Consider the following 21,184-nt stretch of genomic DNA (forward strand, 5'->3'; position numbering starts at 1 on the left):
GAACCACGCGGACATGGTCCTCGGGGAGGGCATGCGTCAACGCGGGGCCCTGGCCGATGAGATCCCCGCCGACGACGAGCACGCCGGGATCGCGCAGCAGTGTTCGAACACTGCTGCGCACTCACGACCTCACTTGGTCCGGCGGGCGCGGTGCTTGGCGGAGCGGCGCAGCTGGAGGATTCGCGCGGTGCCGACCAGCGCGACCAGCAGGGCGCCGGCGAGCACCGCGAAGATCATCGCCACACCCAGCGGCAGGTTCCCCGCCATCCACAGGAAGTGCACGGTCACGCTGTCGGAGTTCTGCACGATGAAGACGAGCAGGAAGACCAGCATGACCACCGCGACGACGACGGAAACCCAGATCCCACCGGTTCAGGTCCGCGCCAGCCGCTCCTCGTCGGCCCGCGTCCCGGCACCACCAACGCCCTCGTCCCTGTCCGCACCGTTGTCAACCATGCGGATCATCATCAACGCCAGCCTCCCAGGCTCCCCGAGCACGCCGACCGGTCCCCCGATCGGGTGGCAAGTGAAGGGCGGCGTGCCTGGCCTCAGACCCCAGTTTCAGATGATCGAAACCGCCGGTTCGCCCTTCCCGAGACTCGAGCGACGATGTTGTCCTCGTCGTCGGTGACCCGGATTTCGAAGATGTCCTCTTTGGGCAGCCGTTCGGCCACTCGCGCGACAGCGATCAAGTGGTCTCCGAGGCAGGCGGGGCGGAGGTAGTCGATGTGGATGGCACTGACCACCCCGCTGTGCTCGGCGTCGTTTGCCGCGGCTGCCAGCGCAGCCCCTGCCACGGTGACGATGAACGCCCCGTGTGCCGTTCCGTGGGGGTTGAGATGGCCCGGGGACACCGTCACGGTCGCTTCGGCACGACCGCCGCCGTGACCAGTGACGGCGATCCCGAGGTGGTGCGCGTAGGGATCAACCGGCTGAGTGTGAGTCATCGTGTTCGCTCTCTCCTGATCGCCTCGTTCAGCGGGGCTGCGCCGCCCCAGGTCCCGGCAACGGTCAAAGCACGCTCGTGATTTCGTCGAGGAGGAGCTTCTTCTGCACCTTGCCCAGCGGGGTGCGGGGAAACTCCTCAACGAAGCGGATCTCCCTGGGGCGCTTGTGCCATGACAGCTCGTCAGCGACGTGAGCGATGAGCTGATCGCCGAAGTGGCTGGTCGGCGCGACTTCGCCGCCGGGGTTGTCGATGATGACGAAAGCGACGATGCGTTGGCCCAGGTCGTCGTCAGGTACGCCGACGACGACCGCTTCGCCGACACCGGTGACGTTGCGCAGGCATTCTTCGACTTCGCCCGCACCGATCCGGTAGCCCCCGGATTTGATCAGATCGACCGACTCACGGCCGACGATGCGGTGGAAGCCCTGTTCGTCGACGACCGCGAGGTCACCTGTGATGAACCATCCGTCCTCTGTCCAGGACTCGTCGGTTGCTGTTGGTCGTCCGAGGTAGCCGTCGAACAGGGAGGGGCCCTGAACTTCTAGTCGTCCCACGGATTCTCCGTCGGCCGGCACCACGTCGCCGGTTTCAGTCCGAAGTCGAGTGGTGTAGCCGCTCAACGGAACACCGACCCAGCCCGGTCTGCGTTCGCCATCGGCGCGCGTGCTGAGAGCGATCAGCGTCTCGGTCATCCCGTACCGCTCGATGAGCGTGTGCCCGGTGAGCCCACGGATGCGTTCGAAGGTCTGGACCGACAGGGGCGCGCTGCCGGAGATCAGCAACCGCGCATCGCGCAGAGCCCGGGCGGACTCGGGATCGTTGGCGATTCGATTCCAGATCGTCGGCACCCCGAAGAATATCGTTGCTCCGACGGATGCGTAGTTGGCAGGGGTGGGGCTTCCCGTGTGCACGAAAGGGGAACCGATGTGCAGGGAACCGAGCACGCCGAGGATCAGGCCGTGCGCGTGAAACAGCGGAAGTCCATGAGCGACCGCGTCCGCCGCGGTCCACTGCCAGGCTTCGGCCAGAGCTTCCACCCCGGAGGCGATCGCCGAGCGGCTGATGAGCACTCCCTTGGGGACACCGGTAGTACCCGACGTGTAGAGGATCGCGGCGGTTTCGGCATCGGGCGGCCGAGGTAGCGGATCGACAGGGTGGACGGCGCCGACGAGATCGACAGGTAGAGCGGTCAACGTTGGGGGTGCGGAGTCACCCACGAAGTACGTCGCCCCTGAGTCGGTCAGCACGTGTTCACGTTCGGCGACACCCGCATCCGGCGCGATCGGCACGAACGGCACGCCGGCTGCGATGCATCCGACGACGGCGACGACAGTTCGCAGTGATCGATCGGCCTGGATCGCGATCGGGCCACTGCCCTCTGGCAGTGACTGCGCAAAACTGCCGGCGGCGGCGACCAACTCCGCTCGCGTGAGGCTTTCACCATCGATGGTCACCGCAGTGCGGCCCGGATCGACCAGAGGGTGGGTGAGCAGATCTGCGAGCAGCCGCGTCATGTGAAGGCCTTTCCCGGAAGAATCAGGAAGAGTGTCAGCACGACCGGGCCGATGACGACCAGGGACATGCCCCACCAGGTGAGCAAGCGGGTCATTCGAGGGCGCTGGGTGTCGTCGACCGTCGATGCCACGAGACTCGCTCCCACGGTCGAGAACGGCGACACATCGACGATCGATGCGCATAGCCCGATGGCACAAATCAGAGCCCACCCCGGAACTCCACCGTTAGCGATCAGCGGGAGCGCCAGCGGAACGAGAGCAGCCAGCATGCCCGTGGTCGATGCGAATGCCGATACCAACCCGGCGACCACGCAGAGCAGGAGCGCAGCCAGCAATGGCACCCCCACGTGGGCCGCGTGTTCTCCTAGCGCATCGAACACACCCATCTCGGAGAGCACACCGACGTAGGTGATGATCCCGCCGACGAGAAGCACTGAGCCCCAATCGATCCGTGTCATCGCCTTCTTGGCTGCTGACGGCTCCATCAACGCCAGGCCAGCTCCGAGGCCGAAGCACAGCACTCCGATGTCGGGCTCGCCGCCGAGCAGCGCGATGACGATCGTGAGGATGATCAGGATTCCGATGGCAGCCAAGGTCACGAGCTGCACGAGGGTGGGCCGCGACCGCTTCACGATGTCCGCCCCAGCTCGGATGTCGGCGGTCAACGTGGATTGGCCGTACTGCGACAGCGCGGGACCGACGTGCGCGGCGCGCTGCTCCGGCTCGTGTTCGTGCGATGCCTGCTGACGCTCCTTGCCGAACAGCACGTAGGCGCCCGCGAGCAACACGAGATTCACCAGCAGCGCGACACCGAACAACAACGCGGGGCTGATCGCGATGCCGGCTTCCGCGGCCGTACCGGTGGTGATGATGCCGAACAAGCTCGTCGGCGCGAACGCTCCCGCGCTCAGGCCGGTTCCCATCGCCAACCCCATGAGCATCGGATCGATCTTGCGCTCGTGGGCCACGCTCATGCCGATCGGAACGGTCACCAAGCCACCCAAAGGCGCGCCCATGGCGGAGATCGTGGCGGTGAGGACGAAGAACGTCAGCGGTAGCAGGCGGTCCCGGTCGCCGACTCTGGCCAGCGCTGTATCGACGAGCCACTGGATGGTGCCGTTGCTGTGCGCGATGCCGAAGAAGTACGTCACGCCCACCAGCAGAACGAGGATGCTCAGCGGGAATCCGGCGATGACATCGTCCAAGGCCATGTCCGCTAAACCGAGACCGACCGCGCACGCGGCCGGGAACAGCACGATTCCGATGTTCACGTTCCGCATCGCCGCGACGGCGAACGCGAGGACGAAAACCCCGAAAGCGATCGATTGCGCCACGAGCTCAACCTCCTAGGGCCTTGCCTATCGGTCCACTGTGCGGCACACTGTGCTCCAGCGTGGACCACGTGCTGTAAGCTAGTTCACTCTCAGGAAGGCGCGCAAGTGTCTGTCACGAACAGCGTTGTGTCGGCATTCCGGGTTCTCGAAGCGGTCGCAGAGGCCCAGCCCGTTGGACTTTCGGAGGTGGCGAGGGCCACCGAGCTGCCCAAGAGCACCACCCAGCGATGTCTGCTGACGCTGCAAGACGTCGGCTGGATCAGGCCTTCCGACACCACACCCGTGCGGTGGTCGATCAGCTATCACGCGATGGCGGTGTGCGGTAAGGACTCCAAGGAGTCCCTCCGCGAGGTCGCGCTACCAGTGATGAGCGAGCTGCAGTTGTCGACAACGGAGACGATTCACCTGTGCGCTCCAGGCCGAAACGACCTGGTGCTCATCGAGCGGTTGGACACCGCGCACCCACTTCGAGCCTTCCTGCCGCTCGGCGCCAGAGCCCGGCTGCACAGCTCAGCGACGGGGCTGGCCTTCCTCGCCGCATCGACGAACGAGTTCATCGACACTTATCTCGACGGCGAGCTCGTGGCGGACACCCCCGAGTCGATGACCGATCCCGCGCTCGTGCGCGAAGCGCTGGAGAGAACCAGGGAAGACGGATATTCCCGCAACATCGGTGGTTTGAGCACTGGGATCAACTCGCTGGGCGCCGCGCTGCTCAACGCTCGACACCAGCCGGTGGGCGCGATCTCGATATCGGGGCCGAGCATTCGGATCACGCCCGAACGGTTCGACGCGCTCGGCCCGATGGTGCGCGAGGCAGCCGCACAGATCAGCACTCGGCTGGGAGCCGTGCACACGCCTTAGCAGCGAGCGATCCGTGTCGGGGTCGCGGACCAGGGTGCGGCTTCCGTCGGTGCCGATCGCGCGACGAGGCTCGAACGCGGGTATCGATCGTCGATGCCGGGTCAGCCGACGATCAGGGGGCGGAGGGTTCGGTGGGCGATGTCGAGGCCTTGGGTGATTCGGTCGTCGGTGCCGCCCCAGACGGGGTCTTCGTGCTCCACCGAGAGGGTTCCGGTGAAGCCGTGTTCGTAGAGGCGGTCCACGACGCGGGTCCAGTCGACCTGGCCGAGGCCTGGGACTCGGTAGCGCCACCAGCCCATGTCCCAAGGGTTTCCGTCCTTGTTGACCTTGCCGTGGAAGCCGTAGCGCTGCCGGGCGCTCGGGTCTAGTTCGACGTCCTTGGCCTGGGCGTGGACGATGCGGTCGATGTAGGGGGCGATGGTCTCCACCGGGTCGATGCCGATCCAGGTCAGGTGCGAGGGGTCCCAGTTCAGGTACAGGCCGAGGTCGAACATCCACTCCCACAGCTCGGGCGAGTAGGCGAGGTTGCCCGGGTAGCCGTCCGGGTGCCAGCCCTCCATCACGCAGTTCTCGATGATGAGCTTCACGTCGCGCTCGCCCGCGTAGTCCACCAACTCCGGGAAGATCCGCTCGGCCTCGGCGAGGTTGTCGGCGACCGACTTCGTCCAGTCGCGACCGATGAACGTGCCGACATAAGGCACGCCGAGCGCGTGCGCGGCGTCGATCGCGTGCCGCAGGTGGGTGCGGATCTCCTCGCGCCGCACCGGATCCGGGTGCAAGTGGTTCTCGTAGTAGGCCAACGCCGACAACGTCAAACCGTGCTTGTCGAACAGCGCCAAGGTTTCCTCGACCTCGCGCGGGCCGAAGGCGGCGACCGGCAGGTGCGCGGCTTCGAAGTCGCGGCCGCCGGTGCCGGGCCAGACCGCCACCTCCAACGCTTCGTAGCCGACCTGCGCGGCCCAGCTGGCGATCCGGTCCAACGTCCACTGCGGGAGGCACGCGGTGAGCATTCCGAGCTGCATGGTCACACCTTCGTCCAGGATCCGTTGCGGGCTGAGCGGAGGACGGCGTCGACCAGCCGGGCCGAGCGGAGGCCGTCCTCGAACGTGGGCAGGCCTTCCGGGCTGGCTCCGTCGATCGCGGCGTAGGTGTCCGCGACGAACGCCTCGAAGCACTGGGCGTAGCCCTGCGCGTGCCCGGCCGGGAGCTTCGAAAGCCGGCGTTGCTCGGGCGATCCGTGTTCGGGGTCGCGGACCAGGATGCGGTTTCCGTCGGTACCGCCGAGCCAGATCCGCTCCGGCTCCTCCTGGTCGAACGCCGCGCTGCCCAGGGCACCGTCGAGCTCGAACCACAACCGGTTCTTCCGCCCGGCCGCGACCTGCGAGATCGTCGCCGACCCCAGCACACCGGAGGCCGTGCGCAGCAGCAGCGCGGCCGAGTCCTCGGTGCGCACCTCGACCCGGTCGCCGGAAACCTCGGTGGGCCCGGCGAACGTAGGCCCAGTCGAAGCCGGACGCGTCGGGATCGCGATGCTCAGCTCTGCGAGCAGGTCGCTGAACGTCTCCCCCGACACCCACTCGACCAGGTCGCACCAGTGCGAACCGATGTCGGCGAACGCCCGCGACGCACCGCCCAGCTCCGGGTCGACGCGCCAGCTGGAGGCGTCCGGCGGGAGCATCCAGTCCTGCAAGTAGCTGCCGTGCAACAGGTTCCACGCGCCGAACTCACCCGCCAGGCGGCGTGCCCGGATCTCCCGCACCACCGGGTGGTAGCGGTAGACGAACGGCACCGCCGTCACTAGACCGCTCGAGCGGGCCGCGGCAGCCATGCGTTCGGCCTCGGCGAGCGAAATCCCCAGCGGCTTCTCGCAAATCACGTGCTTGCCCGCGCGCAACGCGGCTTCGGCGAACGGCGCGTGGGTGGCGTTGGGAGTGCACACGTGCACGACGTCGACGCGGTCGTCGGCCAGCACGTCGGAGAGGTCGCGGTACGCCGACGCTCCCCAGCTCGCGGCCACTTCGTTCGACCGTTGCGCCGAGGACGCCAGCACGCCGACCACTTCAGCGCCGGCAAGCAGTGCCGCACGGCGGTGCACCTCGCCGATCACCCCGGCGCCCAAGATGGCCACGCCGCGACCGGACGGTCCAGGGCTCACGAGGAGCCTCCTTCAGTCGGATCGGTTGACTGCTACGGGTGTCTCACGCCCGAATTGTGTCGACGTCAAAGCTAGATCTCCTCCTTTACGTCGGCAAGATCTACCATTTATTTTCTTCTCAGTCATAAATCAGCGAGGACTCAGGAGCACGACGATGGGGTGGGAACCGGTCCGCTTGGCGGTGCCGAGGACGTCCGGACGGGCCAACGACAGCCTGGTGCACAGCAGTCTCGCGCGGCTGATCGCCTCGGGCGCTGCGGAGAGCAGGGGCGATCTGGTGCGCACCACCGGCCTATCGCGGTCCACTGTGCACAGTCATCTGGATGCGCTGATCACGGCCGGTGTCGTGGTCGAACGCGGTCCGGTCGGCAGCGGTGGTCGGGGCCGTCCGGCGCACAGGCTCGCGATCGCACCACGCGCCGGAGTCGTGCTGGCCGCCGACGTCGGCGTGCACAGCACCCGCCTCGCGGTCGCCGACCTCGGTCAGGACGTACTCGCCGAGAGCGAGGTCGAGCTGGAGATCTCCGTCGGCCCGGAGCGCTCGCTGGACGTGCTCACCGACCACCTGCGCAAGCTGCTCGCCGACGCCGAGATGCCACCAGAGAAGGTGAAAGCGCTGGTGATGGGCTTACCCGGCCCGGTGGATTCGAAGCTGGGCATGCCGGTGCGACCGCCGATCATGCCCGGCTGGGACGGCTTCCCGGTCGCCGATGCGATGGCTGACCGGTTCTCCTGCACCGCCTCGGTGGACAACGACGTCAACCTGATGGCGCTCGGCGAGGCCCGCGCGCTGCCGGTCGAGGGATCTCCCCTGCTGTTCCTCAAGGTCGGCACCGGAATCGGCGGCGGCATCGTCTCGGCCAGCGGCGAGCTGCACCGCGGTTCCGACGGCGCGGCCGGCGACATCGGGCACATCCGGGTACCGGGCGCCGACGACGTGGTCTGCCAGTGCGGCAACGTCGGCTGCGTCGAGGCCGTCGCCTCCGCCGACGCCGTGCTGCGCGCGCTGCGCACCGAGGACGGCGGACCGCGCAACGTGGAAGACCTGGCCCAGCTGCTGCGCGACGGCGATGCCACCGCAGTGCGACAGGTTCGCACTGCGGCGGCGACGATCGGCGAGGTCGTGGCCATGCTGGTGCACTTCTACAACCCGAAGCGGATCGTCCTGGGCGGCCTCATCACCGCAGTCGGCGACGACCTGCTCGCCGGGATCCGCAGCGTCGTCTACCGCCGCGCCCTGCCGCTGGCGACCCGCCACCTGTCGCTGGCCAACAGCACGCTGGGCCGCTCCGCGGGCCTCGCCGGCGCGGTGGTGGCCGGGATCGAAAACGTGCTCTCCGCCGACGGAATCCGCGGTCTGCTGCAAGAGATGCCTTGACATGCCGCGGGCGCACGGCTAACCATTTGATCGTCTCACGCCGCAGTTCGACCGGTGACCGGGTGCTGTCCGGCCGCCGCCGACGGACCTGCGAAGCGGAGAGACCATGCAGTCGAAACGCGCCCCGGTCTGGGCCGTGATAGCCACCACCGCAGCGATCACCCTCACGAGCTGCATCAGTCCCCCGGCCACCGGACCGGTCGGCGAGCACGCGCCCCAGACGCCCGGGCTGGATCCTGCGAGCGCCAACGGCGCCAGCGGTGACGTGACGATCTGCGGCATCCGGGACAACGGGACCTACACGAAGCTCACGGATTCGTTCAACGCCAAGAACACCGGGGTCACCGCGCACTACCACGAGCTCGGGCAGGACACCGACGCGACGCGAACCCAGGCCATCCAGCGCCTCGAGGGCGGTTCCCGCGGCTGCGACATCTACCTGATGGACGTGACCTGGGTCAGCGAATGGGCCGCGCAGGGCTGGGTCCAGGACCACAGCCGCCTGGTCGAGCAGCACCGCACCGAACTCATACCGTCCACATTGGAAACTGCGCGCTACGACAACCGCTACTGGGCGGTTCCGCTCTACACCAACGCGGGCCTGCTGTTCTACCGCCAGGACCGGGTACCGCCGCCGACTACCTGGTCCCAGGTCTACGCCAACGCCGCGACCGACCCGCAGCACAAGGTGGAGATGCAGGCCAAGCGCTACGAGGGCCTGACCGTGAACTTCCTCGAAATGCTCTACTCCGCGGGCGGTTCGGTGATCGACGAGGACGGCAACGTCACCGTCGACTCCCCGCAGACCCGCGCCGTGCTGCGGATGATGACCTCCGGTCTGGACTCCAAGGCCGTCGACCGGGCGAGCCTGACCTACGAGGAGGACGCCTCGCGGCGGGCCTACGAATCCGGCAACGCCGGATACCTCCGCCAGTGGCCGAGTGCGTTCACCCAGATCAAGGAGACCGGTTCCGGGCCGGGCACCGCGGTGGCTCCGCTCCCCGCCTTCGACGAGCACAGCAAGCCGGCGGCGGTGCTGGGCGGCTGGAACCTCGCCGTCGCCGCCAAGGCGGACAACCCCGCCGGTGCGGTGGCGCTGATCGACTACGCCGCCAGCGCCGAGTTCCAGAAGACCATGGTGCTGGAGCACTCACAGGCCCCGGTGCACGCTGCGACCTACGACGACCCGCAGGTGCGCGCCGAACTGCCGTTCATCACCCAGCTCAAGCAGTCGGTGCTCAGCGCCAAACCGCGCCCGAAATCACCGGTGTACGCGCAGCTGTCCCGAGCCATCTACCGCAACGTCTACCAGGTGGTCTCCGGGCAGACCGACGTCGATTCGGGCGTGCGGAAGATGACCGAGGACATCCGGACCGCGCAGGAGACCTTCTGATGACCACGACGACCCCGCCCCGGCAGCGCCGCCGGATCGACCAGCAGCAGCGGCGCACCGCGGTGTGGATGGTCTCGCCCGCGCTGGTGGTGATGTTCCTGGTGGCCGCAGTGCCGATCGGCTACGCGGTGTGGCTGTCGCTGAACGTCTACAGCGTCCGGCAGGCGGACCTGTCCTACTTCGTGGGGCTGACCAACTACTGGAACGCGCTGACCTCGCCGGAGTGGTGGGAGGCGTTCCGCCAGACGTTGTTCTTCGCGATCGTGTCGGTGGCGCTGGAGATCGTGCTCGGCGTCGCGATGGCACTGCTGCTGAACATGGCCTTCCGCGGGCGGGGGTTGCTGCGATCCACGCTGCTGGTCCCCTACGCCGTGCTGACCGTGGTCTCGGCGATCACCTGGCAGGCGATGTTCGACTCCAACCTCGGGCTGGTGACCGGGGTGCTGAACACCCTGGGCCTGCCCGGCGGCGAGCACGTGTGGCTGGCCGAACCCGGCTACGCGATGACCGTGATCATCGTCGCCGACGTGTGGAAGACCGCGCCGTTCGTGGCGCTGCTCGTGCTGGCCGGACTGCAGGTCATCCCGCCCGACGTCTACGAGGCCGCCGACCTGGACGGCTCGAGTCGCTGGCAGACCTTCTGGCGGGTCACGCTGCCGCTGCTGCGCCCGGCGATAGCGCTGGCCGCGATCTTCCGGCTGCTGGACGCGCTGCGCATCTTCGACCTGCCGTTCGTGCTGACCAAGGGCGCCAGCGGCACCGAGACCATGTCCATGCTCGCCTACCAGGAGTTGCGCGAGGGACGGCTGATCGGCCCCGGCTCGGCGCTGTCCATCCTGACCTTCGCCACCGTGATGGTGGTGTCCCTGGTCTACATCCGCTTCGCCGGCGGCAACATCCGCGACGTGGCGAAGGACGGCCGATGAGCAGCACTCCCCCGGCCCGCGAGGAAATGGAGCTCTGATGACCACTGTCCTCGTCCCCGCCTCGACCACCACATCGACGCCTGCACCGATGAGTCGCCGAGACCGGCCGCGACCGCTGACGCTGGTCTTCGCCGTGCTGGTGATGCTGGCTTCGCTGGTGCCGTTCTACTGGCTGATCAACACCTCGCTGAAGACCGGCGTCGAGCTGTCGTCGGGCAGCCTGTTCCCCACCGCACCGTCGCTGCAGAACTACGTCGACGTCCTGCAGGACGGGAAATTTCTGACCGCACTGGGCAATTCCGTCATCGTCGGAGTCGTCACCACATCACTGGCCCTGCTACTGGCGTCGTTCGCCGCCCACGCGCTGGCCCGGCTCAAGCTCCCGCGCAAAGGCCTGATCCTCGGCGCCGTGCTGTCGGTGACCACGTTCCCGGTCATCGCGATCGCGGCCCCGATGTTCAAGATCTGGAGCGATCTGGGCATCTACGACACGCTGCTCGGGCTGATCATCCCGAAGCTCACCTTCGCGCTGCCGATGGCGATCTTCGTGCTCACCTCGTTCTTCCGCGAAATCCCCTTCGAGCTGGAGGAATCCGCGCTGATCGACGGGGCCACCCCGTTCCAGGCATTCCGCAAGGTGATCCTGCCGCTGGCGGTGCCGGGCATCGCCACCACCGCGATCCTGGTGTTCATCTCGGTATGGAACGAGTTCCTGCTCGCGGTCGCGCTGACCTCCACCCCGACCACCCGCACCGTGCCGGTGGCCATCGCGTTCTTCAACGGCACCAACGAGTTCGACCAACCGATCGGCACCATCAGCGCGGCCTCGGTGATCGTCACCCTGCCACTGCTGCTGCTAGTGCTGGTCTTCCAGAAACGCATCGTGGCTGGCCTGACGACCGGCGCGATCAAAGGTTGAAAAGTGACTATCCCACTCATCTTGCATGGCGGCGCGGGTGGCGGAGCCTCAGACGCCGTCTGATCTCCGGGATCCCCGACTCATGTATGACGAGATCAGGGCAAGAAAGCGGAAAGCTCCCGAAAGGAGACCGTATTCATGAGTCCGATCCGGGTCGGCGTAGTCGGTATCGGTTGGGCGGGCCAGCAGCACCTGGCCGCCTACCACGACCTGCCGGATGTCGAGATCGTCGCGATCGCGGGCAAGGAACCGGAGCTGCTGCGCTCGCTCGGCGAGCAGTACGGGGCGCCGATGCTGTTCGAGAACTGGGAGAAGTTGCTCGAAGTCCCCGATCTCGACGCGATCAGCATCGCGGTGCCGACGTTCCTGCACGCGCCGATCGCCATCGCCGCGCTCAAGCGCGGACTGCACGTGCTCAGCGAGAAACCCTTGTCCCGCAACGCGGTTGAGGGCGAGCAGATGGTCGATGCGGCTCGCTCCGCGGGTCGGGTGCTGGACGTGGTGTTCAACCACCGGCTGCGCGGTGACATCCAGGCGCTCGGCGAGATCATTCAGCGAGGCGAGGTGGGTCGGCCGTACTACGCGAAGGCGTCGTGGATGCGCCGTCGCGGCATCCCGCTGCTGGGCAGCTGGTTCACCAACCAGGAGATGTCCGGCGGCGGACCGCTGGCCGACATCGGCGTGCACGTGCTGGACTACGCGCTCTACCTGCTCGGCGAGCCGCGCGTCCTGTCGGTCAGCGCGGTCACCTACTCGGAACTCGGACATCGCGGAATCGGCGGGATGAAGCGGGAAACGGCCGACCAGAGCGTCTCGGAGTACGAGGTGGAGGACTTCGCGTCAGCGTTCGTGCGCTTGGAGGGCGGCGGCACGCTGGTGCTGGAGACCTCCTGGGCGGCGTTCCGCAGCCCCGATGACCTGATCGACTTCAGCGTCCTCGGCACCGACGGCGGCGCAGAGCTCGAGGCCGTCGGCGCGACGAACACGCTGGTCGGCGACATGCACGTGTACCGCGACGTGGACGGCGAGATCGCCGACTACCAGCCCACAGCCGAACCCGGCCGCGCACATGCCGGGGTGGTGGAGAACTTCGTCCACACCCTCCGCAACCCGGCCCAGTGGCCCACCAACGACGGCTCCCTGGCCCTGAAACGAGCACGGGTCATCGACGCCTGCTACCAGTCCGCCGCCGAGAAGCGAGAGGTCACGGTCGAATGAGCAAGCTGCGCATCACCGTTTGGAACGAAGGCGTCCACGAGTCCACAAAGGACCCTGCCGGGATGGACGAGTACTACCCCAACGGCATCCACGGCGCCCTCGCAGCCGGGATCAGCGAGCAGCTGCCGGACTCAAGGGTGCGCACCGCGCTGCTCAGCGACCCAGAGCACGGACTTTCCGAGGAGGTGCTGGCCGACACCGACGTCCTGCTCTGGTGGGGCCACAAGGCGCACGACCAGGTCGACGACGCGGTCGTGGACCAGGTGCAGCAGCACGTGCTCGGTGGCATGGGACTGCTGGTCCTGCACTCTGGGCACTTCTCGAAGATCTTCACCCGCATGCTCGGCACCACCTGCTCGCTGAGCTGGCGAAACGCGGCGGAACGCGAGGTGGTGTGGACGGTGAACCCGACGCACCCGATCGCCGAGGGCGTGCCCAACCCGCTGGTGATCCCGGAGCAGGAGACCTACGGCGAGTTCTTCGACATCCCGGCCCCGGACGAACTGATCTTCATCAGCTCCTTCACCGGCGGCGAGGTCTTCCGCTCCGGAGTCACCTTCAACCGCGGCAAGGGCCGAATCTTCTACTTCAGCCCAGGAGACGAGCGCTACCCGGTCTACAACCAACCGGAGATCAAGCACGTCCTGGCCAACGGAATCCGCTGGGCAGCCCAACCCAAAGCCAACCGCACCATACCGAAGGTCTCCAACCCACCCCGCGACTGGTACTTGGAAGACTGATCCGAAGGGCACCTTCGACGAAAGGTGCCCTTCCCCGTTCCCGCCGACCGGCAGCACAGTCGACACGCGCCCTGCGAGCGAGGGGTGCCCTCCACACCGTCAGCTCATGCCGTCAGCCAGTACGCGACCACGAGCGACAAGCTCACCGCGCGCATCGCGCGCATCGCGCTGCACGCCTACGGCACCAATCCCCAGGAATGGTTCTCCTGGCTCGGTGAACGACTCCCGCTGGACATAACCGCCCTGGAGGTCGGCGCGGGCACCGGCGAGCTGTGGACCCGTACCGCTCACCTCGTACGGGGACGCGACCTGACCTTGACCGACTTCTCCCCCGTGATGTGCGAGCACCTGCGTGCCGTCCCCGGCATTGCCATCAAGCAGTGCGCCGCCACCGATCTGCAGCAGTTTCACCGCAGAATCCGGCCCCGGCCTCGTCGCGCAGCACTTCACCGCCGTCGCCGTCGAGCGCTACCCGTGCGACCTGGCCATCCCCACCGCTGAACCGGCCCTGGCCTACCTGGACAGCATCACCGACGAACCGCTCACCGCAGCACAGCGATCGGCCGCACGCATTCCTGCTCGGCCATGTCCGATGTGGACCGTCGCGTGCCAATCGAGGGCGGGCTGATGAGCGTGCTGAAGCCGGAGACTCACCTATCCCTCGCTGCAGTGGACGACATCGGCAGTGCAGCCGCAGCGGCCATCACCGAACCGGAGCGATTCCACGGGATCGAGCTGGCGAGCGACTACCTGTCGATGGCGGAGATCGCCGAGGTTCTCTCCCACTCACTGACGGCGAGGCCCGCCGTTTTCGTCGGTTTACGACACGGCAGGCCCCGCAACTTAGCAAGCCTGGAGGTGACACCGTGCCCAAGCACCAACGTGCGTACGCCCGGCGCGGCCGGGAGGACGGCTGCTTTCGGCGCTCGGACAACATCGTCTTATGAGCACCGAGCAGCTGGTTGCGCTTGTCACTGGTTCGACGTCGGGAATCGGCGAGGCGATCGCACGTCGCTTCGCCGCCGACGGAGCTCTCGTCGTGGCGCAACCGCAGACCAGTCAGGACGCTGGGCTGCGCCTGGCGCGGGAGCTCAACAGCATCTACGTGCAGGCTGATCTCGCCGACGAGCACGAGAGCGAGCAACTCGTCGAGCGCGCACTCGCCCACTGCGGACGACTCGACGTGCTGGTCAACAACGCGGGAATCAGCTGGCCGATTCCGCACGCCGATCTGTCCGCCGCGACCACATCGGACTGGCGGCGCTTGCTCGAGGTCAACCTCATCGCCCCGTGGGTGCTGTGCACGGCAGCGCAACCGGCACTTCGCGCGTCCACTCAGCCAGGCAGCGGCAGCATCGTGAACATCACCAGCCACGCCGGCGTTCGCCCGAAGGGATCGTCGATCCCCTACGCCGCGAGCAAAGCAGCGCTCAACCACGTGACCAAGCTGCTGGCAGCGGCGCTGGCACCGGAGATCCGGGTGAACGCGGTCGCTCCCGGCCTGGTCGACACGCCCATGACGCAGGACTGGACCGAAGCCCACGACCTGTGGAATGAGAAAGCCCCGATGCGACGCCCGGCCCAGCCGTCCGACGTCACCGACCTGGTCGCCTCCATCTGCGCCAGCACGTACCTGACCGGCGAAGTGATCATGCTCGACAGAGGCCTCAACCTCCGCTGACCCGCTTCGTCGTCCAGGCTCCGCAGCGAGGGCCCTTTCTGCCGACGTGTTCGGCAGAAAGGGCCCTTCGCTTGGGTTTTACGGGGTGATGCTGAGGATTTGGTCGTCGTCGGGGCCTGGTTCTCCGTTGTTGTCCTGGTTCGAGGTCGTCACCCAGAGGGTGCCGTCCGGGGCTGAGACCGGGGTTCGGAGGCGGCCGTACTCACCTTGGAACAACGCCTTGGGCTCGCCGAGCGTACCGTCGCCGTTGAGCGGGATCTGCCAGAGGCGTTGGCCGCGCAGGGCCGCGACGAAGAGGTTGTCGCCGTGTACCGCCAGGCCACTGGGCGAGGAGTCCTTGACCGACCAGGTAACCAACGGATCCACGTATTCGTCGTTGTCGCACTTGCCTTCGCACTCGGGCCAGCCGTAGTTCTTGCCGCCCTCGATCAGGTTGACCTCGTCCCAGGTGGCGTCGCCCAGTTCCGACGAGTAAAGCCGGCCCGCGCCGTCCCAGCCGAGGCCTTGCGGATTGCGGTGACCGATCGAGTAGACCACCGAATCGCCGAACGGGTTGTCCGGTGCGGGTTTTCCGTCGGGGGTCATGCGCAGGATCTTGCCGTTGAGCGAGTTCTGGTCCTGCGCGTTGCCCTTGTCCTGAGCGTCGCCGGTGGTGGCGTAGAGCATGCCGTCCGGGCCGAAGGCCAGCCGACCGCCGTTGTGGTAGCGGTTCTTCGCGATGCCGGTCAGGATCGGTTGCGGGGCTTCACCGAGGCGCAGCTTGGCGATCCGGTTGTCCTCGCTGGTGCTGTAGTAGACGAACACGGTCTGGTCGGACTCGAAGTCCGGTGACACGGCCAGGCCCAGCAGCCCGCCCTCGCCACCGGTCGGTTCCGACTCGTCGATCTTCTGCACCTCGACGACCTGGCCGTCCTTGAGGGACATGATCTGCCCGGTGTCGCGCTGGGTGAACAGCGCCGAGCCGTCGGGCAGGAACGCCAGTCCCCACGGGATGTCCAGGTTCTTGGCCACCGGCTTGGCCTCGGCCGCAGCGGCGGCCGGGGCGAGGGCCAACATGAGCGCGGCGACGATCGCGCACGTGCGACGGATCATCAACGACCTCCTCCCCTCGCGAGCGCAGGAGCGCGCGCGAATTCCGTGGCGAGGCGGCGGATCACCACTGGTGATCCCAGCACGCGCAGACTCCGGCGCATACCGCCAGCAGAAGGCAACCGGCGTCAGCCAGCCTGCGCGGGCGAGTAGTGCTTGGGGTCGTCACGGCGATCCGGCGGCGGGAGGTTGCGGGGCGGGGTTTCCACCAGGGGCGCATCGGCCGGGACCTTGCCGCGCACGCGGCGCCATGCTGCTCGGGCGCGCGGGTGGTAGCGCCGCTCAAACGGCACCAGACGCCAGGCGACGGCGAGCGCTCGGCCGACGACGCGCATGATCCGCTCGTCACGCGCGGTCCAGCGGTAGCCGAGCTTGTCCCTGATGGCCTGGTCGTAAAGGCCGACGGTGAGCCAGGTGAATCCGCGGCTGATCGGGATGCGCGCGAGCTTCCACACCGGTTCCGGCAGCCACCGCAGCGTGGGGGGCTTGCCGATCCGCGAGAGGTCCAGGACGTCGCGGGTCGCTTTGTTGTCCTCCAGGACCTCGCGGCACATGCGGTCCCAGTACCGCTGGAAGCTCGGCCAGTCCGGCGGCACCGGGCGCATGCTCATCCCGTACAGCCGGTACCACTGCACGCCCTCGGCGTAGACCTGCGTCTTCTGCTCCTCGCTGAGCGGTTCGCCGAAGTGCTCGTTGATCAGGATCGGCATCACCAGGAACGTCGAGTGCGCCCAGAAGTAGGTGTCCGGGTTGAGCGCGTGGTAGGGCCGTCCGTGCTTGTCGACGCCCTTGATCGTGTCGTGGTACCCGCGCACTTGCCGAGCGGTCTGCTCTGCGCGCGGACCGTCGTAGACCACGCCGCCGATCGGGTACAGCGACCGGTAGAGCCGTTCCCAGCGCTCATCGAAGAACTGCGAGTGCTCTTCGACGCCCGCGCCCAATTGGGGGTGCATGTTCTGCATCGACCCGGCCCACAGCGCGAGCAGCAGCCCGCGCCAGTCCCCGAAGTAGCGCCACATGAGCGAGTCCGGACCGAGCGGTGTCGGCTTCGACATCGGCGCTCCCTCCAAATGTGAGGACACCTGTTGGCAAAAATAGGATCGCCCGGTCCGCGCGTCAATCCTCAACGGGCCCCGGCCGCAACCTGCCCACGACCAGCGCGGACGCCGACCCGCCTACACTCGAGGTGGACGCGAACGAGGAAGGCCCTGATTGATGAGCAAGAACCAACTCACCACCGTGCTGGTGCGCACGCTGCTGTTCTTCGTCATCGCGGTGGTGTTGGGCTTCATCTCGGGCTGGCAGATCTACGCCGTCATCGCAGTCGCCCTGACCGGCGGCGCCGCATTGATCCAGCTGGGCGGCGTGCTGTGGCTAGCACGCAAGGAGCGGGAGAACCCCGACTCCGCAAAGGCGCCGGTCAAGCCCGAGGGCTTCATCTGATCGACTTTGCCGATCGGTACCCCCCTGGGGTATAAAGGCGTCGGGACTCCGGGGAGGCGCCGATGCACGGCTATACGCACGACAAGGACAGCTACGCCAAGCGGCTGCGGCGGGTCGAGGGTCAGGTGCGCGGTCTGGCGCGGATGATCGACAACGACGAGTACTGCATCGACGTGCTCACCCAGATTTCGGCCACCACCAAGGCCCTGCAGGCCGTGGCGCTGGGACTGCTGGACGAACACCTCAAGCACTGCGTGTCCGAGGCTCTGACCGAGGGCAGCGAGCAGGCCGAGGAGAAGATCCGCGAGGCCAGCGACGCCATCGCCCGACTGGTGAAGTCCTGACGCTCGGCAAACCCAGCCCCGGTACGGTAGGCGACGTGCGCGAACGTCCGGGTCTGCTCCGCTGGGGACTTCTGGTGGTCCTCGCGTTCTGCGTCGTGCTCATGCACCACGTCCCAGCACAGCAGCACGAGCAGACCCACGCGCCACACCCGCCGGCCGCAGTCGCCATGCACATGGGAGCGGCCGAGCATCACGAACAGCCCGCGCCAGCCCCGGATGATCACAGCGCGCTGCACCTGTGCCTGGCGATCATGCTCGGCTTCCTGGTGCTGTTGCTCCCCCAGCTCAGGCGCGCCATCCGCGCAGCGGCCGTGGCGCCGAGATACCTCGCAGCAGCTCTGCCAGCACTTCTCCCTCCGCCGTTACCCGTTCCACGAAGACTCGCGGCGCTGTGCGTGCTTCGTCGCTGATCGGCAGCTGATCGGCCACGGCATCCCGCCGTGGCTCGATGACGCATTCCCGATCCAGCTCACGAAAGACGAGGAAAACGATGAAGCGCACGCGCGCATTCGCGATCGCGATCAGCGCGGTCGCCGCGATCGCACTGGCCGGCTGCGGCAACGGCCAGGAAGCCGGCACCGCCCCGCAGGCCCCGGCGAGCCAGGAGCAGGCGGCCAACAACGCCGCCGACGTCACCTTCGCCCAGGGCATGATCCCGCACCACCAGCAGGCCATCGAGATGTCGAAGCTGGTTCCGGAGCGGTCGCAGTCCCAGCAGGTCAAGGACCTGGCCAAGCAGATCGAGGCGGCACAGGGACCGGAGATCCAGACGCTCACCGGCTGGCTGCGCGACTGGGGCGTCGAGGCGCCGAGCACCGACCACGGCTCGATGGGTCACGACATGGGCGGTGACCACGGCGGCATGGACGGCATGATGTCCGCCGACGAGATGAAGCAGCTGGAGCAGGCCAAGGGCACGGAGTTCGACCGCATGTTCCTGGACATGATGATCAAGCACCACGAGGGTGCGGTGACCATGGCGCAGGCGGAGCTGTCCGGCGGTCAGTTCCCGGCGGCCAAGCAGATGGCCCAGCAGATCATCGACAGCCAGCAGGCCGAGATCGACACCATGCGCAACCTGCTGTCGCAGAGCTGACCACCAGGCCGGGGGCGGCCACCAACCGTCCCCGGCCCACCTCACGACCAGCAGCACTCACCACGGGGAACGGCAGTTTTGTCAAAACTGACCGGGCGCTCCACGCGTGGGGCGGGGTGTCAGTTCTAGGCAGAACTGACACCCCGCCCGTCAGGACTTGACCAGGCGGGCGATGGCTTCGCTGGCCTCGCGGACCTTTTCGTCGGCGTTCTCGCCGCCCTCCGCGAGGGCTTCGGCGACGCAGTGCTTGAGGTGCTCGTCGAGCAGACGAAGAGAGACCGCCTGGAGCCCCTTCGTCGCGGCCGAGATCTGGGTGAGGATGTCGATGCAGTACTTGTCCTCTTCGATCATCCTGGCCAGGCCGCGGACCTGTCCTTCGATGCGCGCCAGCCGCTTGAGGTAGCTGTCCTTGTCCTCGGTGTACCCGTGCATCGCCCGCTCCACTTCACCGGCCTCGCCAAACCTGGGAATCCTACCCTCCGGCAGGCACCGAGCCGAGCCGTCTCGGCACAGGAGCGCAAAACCACGTCGCCCCGACGGCGACCGCGCCCGTACCAACGTTCCAGGAAATCGCGGCCCGCAGTTCACCCCGAGGTGGACCTGGAAAGTTCATCGCACTTTTACCGAAACCGGGAATACGTTCCACAATAGACTTTTAGCGCCGTTAACGTACTGCACGGAAAATCCCGATATAGCGGCGATTTCGAACCAATGTAGTCCGTATCACAGCAAGTTCTCCACCTCCCCGGGAACAAAGTGATCGCGACCATCGCTGGAGAGCGCGTCAGATTCTTCCGCCGTTCCAAGCGAATTCGAAAGGCAACGATGGACAACGTTGCGGTGCAATGCCCTCCGGCGGCACGGGACGCGCGACCTGCGACCGAAGAGCCGACCGGATTCGACCGTTTCCGGGTGATCGTCGTGCTGGGGGCGCTGATCGCCCTCGGCCCGCTGACCATCGACATGTACCTGCCCGCGTTGCCCGCCATCGGCAACGACCTGCAGGCCAGCGCCTCCACCGTGCAGCTCACCCTCACCGGCACCCTGCTCGGCCTCGGCATCGGCCAACTGCTGATCGGCCCGTTCTCCGACATCGTCGGCCGCCGGTTACCGCTGATCGCCGGGACTGCGCTGCACATCCTGGCGTCGCTGGCGTGCCTGTTCGCCCCGAACATCGCGGCGCTCGGGACGCTGCGCGCGCTGCAGGGCGTCGGCGCGGCCGCGACCATGGTCGTCGCGCTGGCCGTAGTCCGCGACCTGTTCACCGGCAACGCCGCGGCCACCGCGCTTTCGCGGTTGATGCTGGTGATGGGCGTGGCACCGATCCTCGCCCCGAGCTTGGGCGGGGCGATCCTGCTGACCGGGTCGTGGCGCGGGGTGTTCGGCGCGCTGGCGGTCCTCGGCGCGATCCTGCTGGTGGTGGCGATCTTCGCGCTCCAGGAGTCGCTGCCGCCGGAACGCCGTCAGGCCGCGCAGTTCCGCCCGGTGCTGCACACCTACCGGCAGCTGATCACCGACCGCGACTTCGTGCTGCTGGCGATCGTCGCGGCGCTGGCGATGTCCGCGCTATTCTCCTACATCTCGGGCTCGTCGTTCGTGCTCCAGGAGCAGTTCGGCCTCAACCAGCAGGCGTTCGGAGTGGTCTTCGGCGTCGGCGCGGTGGCGCTGATCGGTGCATCGCAGTTCAACGTCGTTCTGCTCAACCGCTACAGCCCCAAGCAGATCGTGTTCTCCGCGCTGGTCGCGGCCACCGCTGCGGGCCTGGTCCTGACGGCGCTGACCACGACCGGCACCAGCGGGCTCTACGGGTTCATCGTGCCGATCTGGTTGGTGCTGGGCGCAATGGGTTTCGTGCTGCCCAACGCACCTGCGCTCGCGCTCTCCCGGCACGGCGAAGCCGCCGGGACCGCGGCCGCGCTGCTCGGCGCCGCGCAGTTCGGACTCGGCGCGCTGATCGCACCGCTGGTCGGCGTACTGGGCAACGACGGTCCGGCGATGGCGATCACCATGACCGCTGGCGCAGCGGTCGCCCTGGTGGCCCTGGGCGTCGTGGTCCGGCTCGGCAACTCAACCGAACACGCGGTCTAGCCCAGGCATATCGGGCGCGATTAGCATCACGACTGGGCGGCTGGAATGCACCG

Annotated in this window: 23 protein-coding genes; 13 read left to right on the plus strand and 10 right to left on the minus strand. The window is 67.4% G+C overall.

Translation table 11 applies throughout. From position 1 onward, the window contains the following. Window positions 1-129: 129 nt before the first annotated feature. The 4 genes from ACWCO2_RS33400 to ACWCO2_RS33415 form a co-directional block, all read right to left on the minus strand. On the minus strand, window positions 130-333 hold the full coding sequence (locus ACWCO2_RS33400; RefSeq protein ID WP_450131819.1) for a LapA family protein: 204 nt from the start codon (window positions 331-333) through the stop codon (window positions 130-132). Window positions 334-548: 215 nt separating this feature from the next. Further along, window positions 549-947, minus strand: coding sequence for a PaaI family thioesterase (locus ACWCO2_RS33405; RefSeq protein WP_450131791.1), 399 nt, complete (start codon window positions 945-947; stop codon window positions 549-551). A 64-nt stretch (window positions 948-1,011) separates the two neighbouring features. After that, window positions 1,012-2,463 carry an acyl-CoA synthetase gene (locus ACWCO2_RS33410; RefSeq protein WP_450131820.1) on the minus strand — a complete coding sequence of 484 codons (1,452 nt, stop codon included), beginning with the start codon at window positions 2,461-2,463 and terminating at the stop codon, window positions 1,012-1,014. Continuing rightward, window positions 2,460-3,797 carry an SLC13 family permease gene (locus tag ACWCO2_RS33415; protein WP_450131792.1) on the minus strand — a complete coding sequence of 446 codons (1,338 nt, stop codon included), beginning with the start codon at window positions 3,795-3,797 and terminating at the stop codon, window positions 2,460-2,462. Before ACWCO2_RS33415 ends, ACWCO2_RS33410 begins: the two co-directional genes overlap by 4 nt. 126 nt (window positions 3,798-3,923) lie before the next feature. On the opposite strand from ACWCO2_RS33415, the gene ACWCO2_RS33420 reads away from it, so the two are divergent. After that, complete coding sequence (locus tag ACWCO2_RS33420; protein ID WP_450131821.1) at window positions 3,924-4,661, plus strand: IclR family transcriptional regulator; 738 nt, start codon at window positions 3,924-3,926, stop codon at window positions 4,659-4,661. Window positions 4,662-4,762: 101 nt separating this feature from the next. Here the strand turns inward: ACWCO2_RS33420 and ACWCO2_RS33425 are convergent, their stop codons facing one another. Together ACWCO2_RS33425 and ACWCO2_RS33430 are read right to left on the minus strand one after the other, a co-directional pair. Then, a complete protein-coding gene (locus ACWCO2_RS33425) occupies window positions 4,763-5,683 on the minus strand; it encodes a sugar phosphate isomerase/epimerase family protein (RefSeq protein WP_450131793.1) in 921 nt (306 codons plus the stop codon). Window positions 5,684-5,685: 2 nt separating this feature from the next. Next, on the minus strand, window positions 5,686-6,816 hold the full coding sequence (locus ACWCO2_RS33430; protein ID WP_450131794.1) for a Gfo/Idh/MocA family protein: 1,131 nt from the start codon (window positions 6,814-6,816) through the stop codon (window positions 5,686-5,688). A 154-nt stretch (window positions 6,817-6,970) separates the two neighbouring features. Between ACWCO2_RS33430 and ACWCO2_RS33435 the strand changes: the two genes are divergently transcribed. The 6 genes from ACWCO2_RS33435 to ACWCO2_RS33460 all read left to right on the plus strand — a co-directional run bounded on the left by ACWCO2_RS33435 (window position 6,971) and on the right by ACWCO2_RS33460 (window position 13,390). After that, a complete protein-coding gene (locus ACWCO2_RS33435) occupies window positions 6,971-8,194 on the plus strand; it encodes an ROK family protein (protein ID WP_450131795.1) in 1,224 nt (407 codons plus the stop codon). 106 nt (window positions 8,195-8,300) lie between these two features. Next, window positions 8,301-9,587 carry an ABC transporter substrate-binding protein gene (locus ACWCO2_RS33440; RefSeq protein WP_450131796.1) on the plus strand — a complete coding sequence of 429 codons (1,287 nt, stop codon included), beginning with the start codon at window positions 8,301-8,303 and terminating at the stop codon, window positions 9,585-9,587. After that, window positions 9,587-10,513, plus strand: coding sequence for a carbohydrate ABC transporter permease (locus ACWCO2_RS33445; protein ID WP_450131797.1), 927 nt, complete (start codon window positions 9,587-9,589; stop codon window positions 10,511-10,513). Before ACWCO2_RS33440 ends, ACWCO2_RS33445 begins: the two co-directional genes overlap by 1 nt. A gap of 37 nt (window positions 10,514-10,550) precedes the next feature. Then, complete coding sequence (locus ACWCO2_RS33450; protein WP_450131798.1) at window positions 10,551-11,432, plus strand: carbohydrate ABC transporter permease; 882 nt, start codon at window positions 10,551-10,553, stop codon at window positions 11,430-11,432. A gap of 138 nt (window positions 11,433-11,570) precedes the next feature. Then, complete coding sequence (locus ACWCO2_RS33455) at window positions 11,571-12,650, plus strand: Gfo/Idh/MocA family protein (RefSeq protein ID WP_450131799.1); 1,080 nt, start codon at window positions 11,571-11,573, stop codon at window positions 12,648-12,650. Beyond that, window positions 12,647-13,390, plus strand: coding sequence for a ThuA domain-containing protein (locus ACWCO2_RS33460; RefSeq protein WP_450131800.1), 744 nt, complete (start codon window positions 12,647-12,649; stop codon window positions 13,388-13,390). The genes ACWCO2_RS33455 and ACWCO2_RS33460 overlap by 4 nt, the downstream gene beginning before the upstream one ends. A 99-nt stretch (window positions 13,391-13,489) precedes the next feature. Here the strand turns inward: ACWCO2_RS33460 and ACWCO2_RS33465 are convergent, their stop codons facing one another. Next, window positions 13,490-13,801, minus strand: a complete 312-nt coding sequence (locus tag ACWCO2_RS33465) for a hypothetical protein (protein ID WP_450131801.1) — start codon at window positions 13,799-13,801, stop codon at window positions 13,490-13,492. 532 nt (window positions 13,802-14,333) lie between these two features. Between ACWCO2_RS33465 and ACWCO2_RS33470 the strand changes: the two genes are divergently transcribed. Next, on the plus strand, window positions 14,334-15,071 hold the full coding sequence (locus ACWCO2_RS33470) for an SDR family NAD(P)-dependent oxidoreductase (protein ID WP_450131802.1): 738 nt from the start codon (window positions 14,334-14,336) through the stop codon (window positions 15,069-15,071). A 78-nt stretch (window positions 15,072-15,149) separates the two neighbouring features. Here ACWCO2_RS33470 and ACWCO2_RS33475 read toward each other — a convergent pair whose 3' ends face one another. Together ACWCO2_RS33475 and ACWCO2_RS33480 are read right to left on the minus strand one after the other, a co-directional pair. Next, a complete protein-coding gene (locus ACWCO2_RS33475; RefSeq protein WP_450131803.1) occupies window positions 15,150-16,163 on the minus strand; it encodes a PQQ-dependent sugar dehydrogenase in 1,014 nt (337 codons plus the stop codon). Between the two features lie 125 nt (window positions 16,164-16,288). Then, a complete protein-coding gene (locus ACWCO2_RS33480) occupies window positions 16,289-17,215 on the minus strand; it encodes an oxygenase MpaB family protein (protein ID WP_450131804.1) in 927 nt (308 codons plus the stop codon). Window positions 17,216-17,375: 160 nt separating this feature from the next. On the opposite strand from ACWCO2_RS33480, the gene ACWCO2_RS33485 reads away from it, so the two are divergent. The 4 genes from ACWCO2_RS33485 to ACWCO2_RS33500 all read left to right on the plus strand — a co-directional run bounded on the left by ACWCO2_RS33485 (window position 17,376) and on the right by ACWCO2_RS33500 (window position 19,043). Continuing rightward, window positions 17,376-17,603, plus strand: a complete 228-nt coding sequence (locus tag ACWCO2_RS33485; RefSeq protein ID WP_450131805.1) for a hypothetical protein — start codon at window positions 17,376-17,378, stop codon at window positions 17,601-17,603. A 62-nt stretch (window positions 17,604-17,665) separates the two neighbouring features. Further along, on the plus strand, window positions 17,666-17,947 hold the full coding sequence (locus ACWCO2_RS33490) for a metal-sensitive transcriptional regulator (RefSeq protein ID WP_450131806.1): 282 nt from the start codon (window positions 17,666-17,668) through the stop codon (window positions 17,945-17,947). A 35-nt stretch (window positions 17,948-17,982) separates the two neighbouring features. Then, window positions 17,983-18,357 (plus strand): DUF6153 family protein, encoded by a 375-nt coding sequence (locus ACWCO2_RS33495; protein WP_450131807.1) that lies wholly within the window; start codon window positions 17,983-17,985, stop codon window positions 18,355-18,357. A gap of 80 nt (window positions 18,358-18,437) precedes the next feature. Continuing rightward, entirely contained in the window at window positions 18,438-19,043 is a 606-nt protein-coding gene (locus ACWCO2_RS33500; RefSeq protein WP_450131808.1) for a DUF305 domain-containing protein, read from the plus strand. A 150-nt stretch (window positions 19,044-19,193) separates the two neighbouring features. On the opposite strand, the gene ACWCO2_RS33505 is transcribed toward ACWCO2_RS33500, so the two are convergent. Continuing rightward, window positions 19,194-19,475 carry a metal-sensitive transcriptional regulator gene (locus ACWCO2_RS33505; protein WP_270952635.1) on the minus strand — a complete coding sequence of 94 codons (282 nt, stop codon included), beginning with the start codon at window positions 19,473-19,475 and terminating at the stop codon, window positions 19,194-19,196. Window positions 19,476-19,955: 480 nt separating this feature from the next. Between ACWCO2_RS33505 and ACWCO2_RS33510 the strand changes: the two genes are divergently transcribed. Next, a complete protein-coding gene (locus tag ACWCO2_RS33510) occupies window positions 19,956-21,131 on the plus strand; it encodes a multidrug effflux MFS transporter (RefSeq protein ID WP_450131809.1) in 1,176 nt (391 codons plus the stop codon). The last annotated feature ends 53 nt before the right edge of the window (window positions 21,132-21,184 follow it).

It is taken from the genome of Saccharopolyspora sp. NPDC002376 (genome assembly GCF_053593195.1).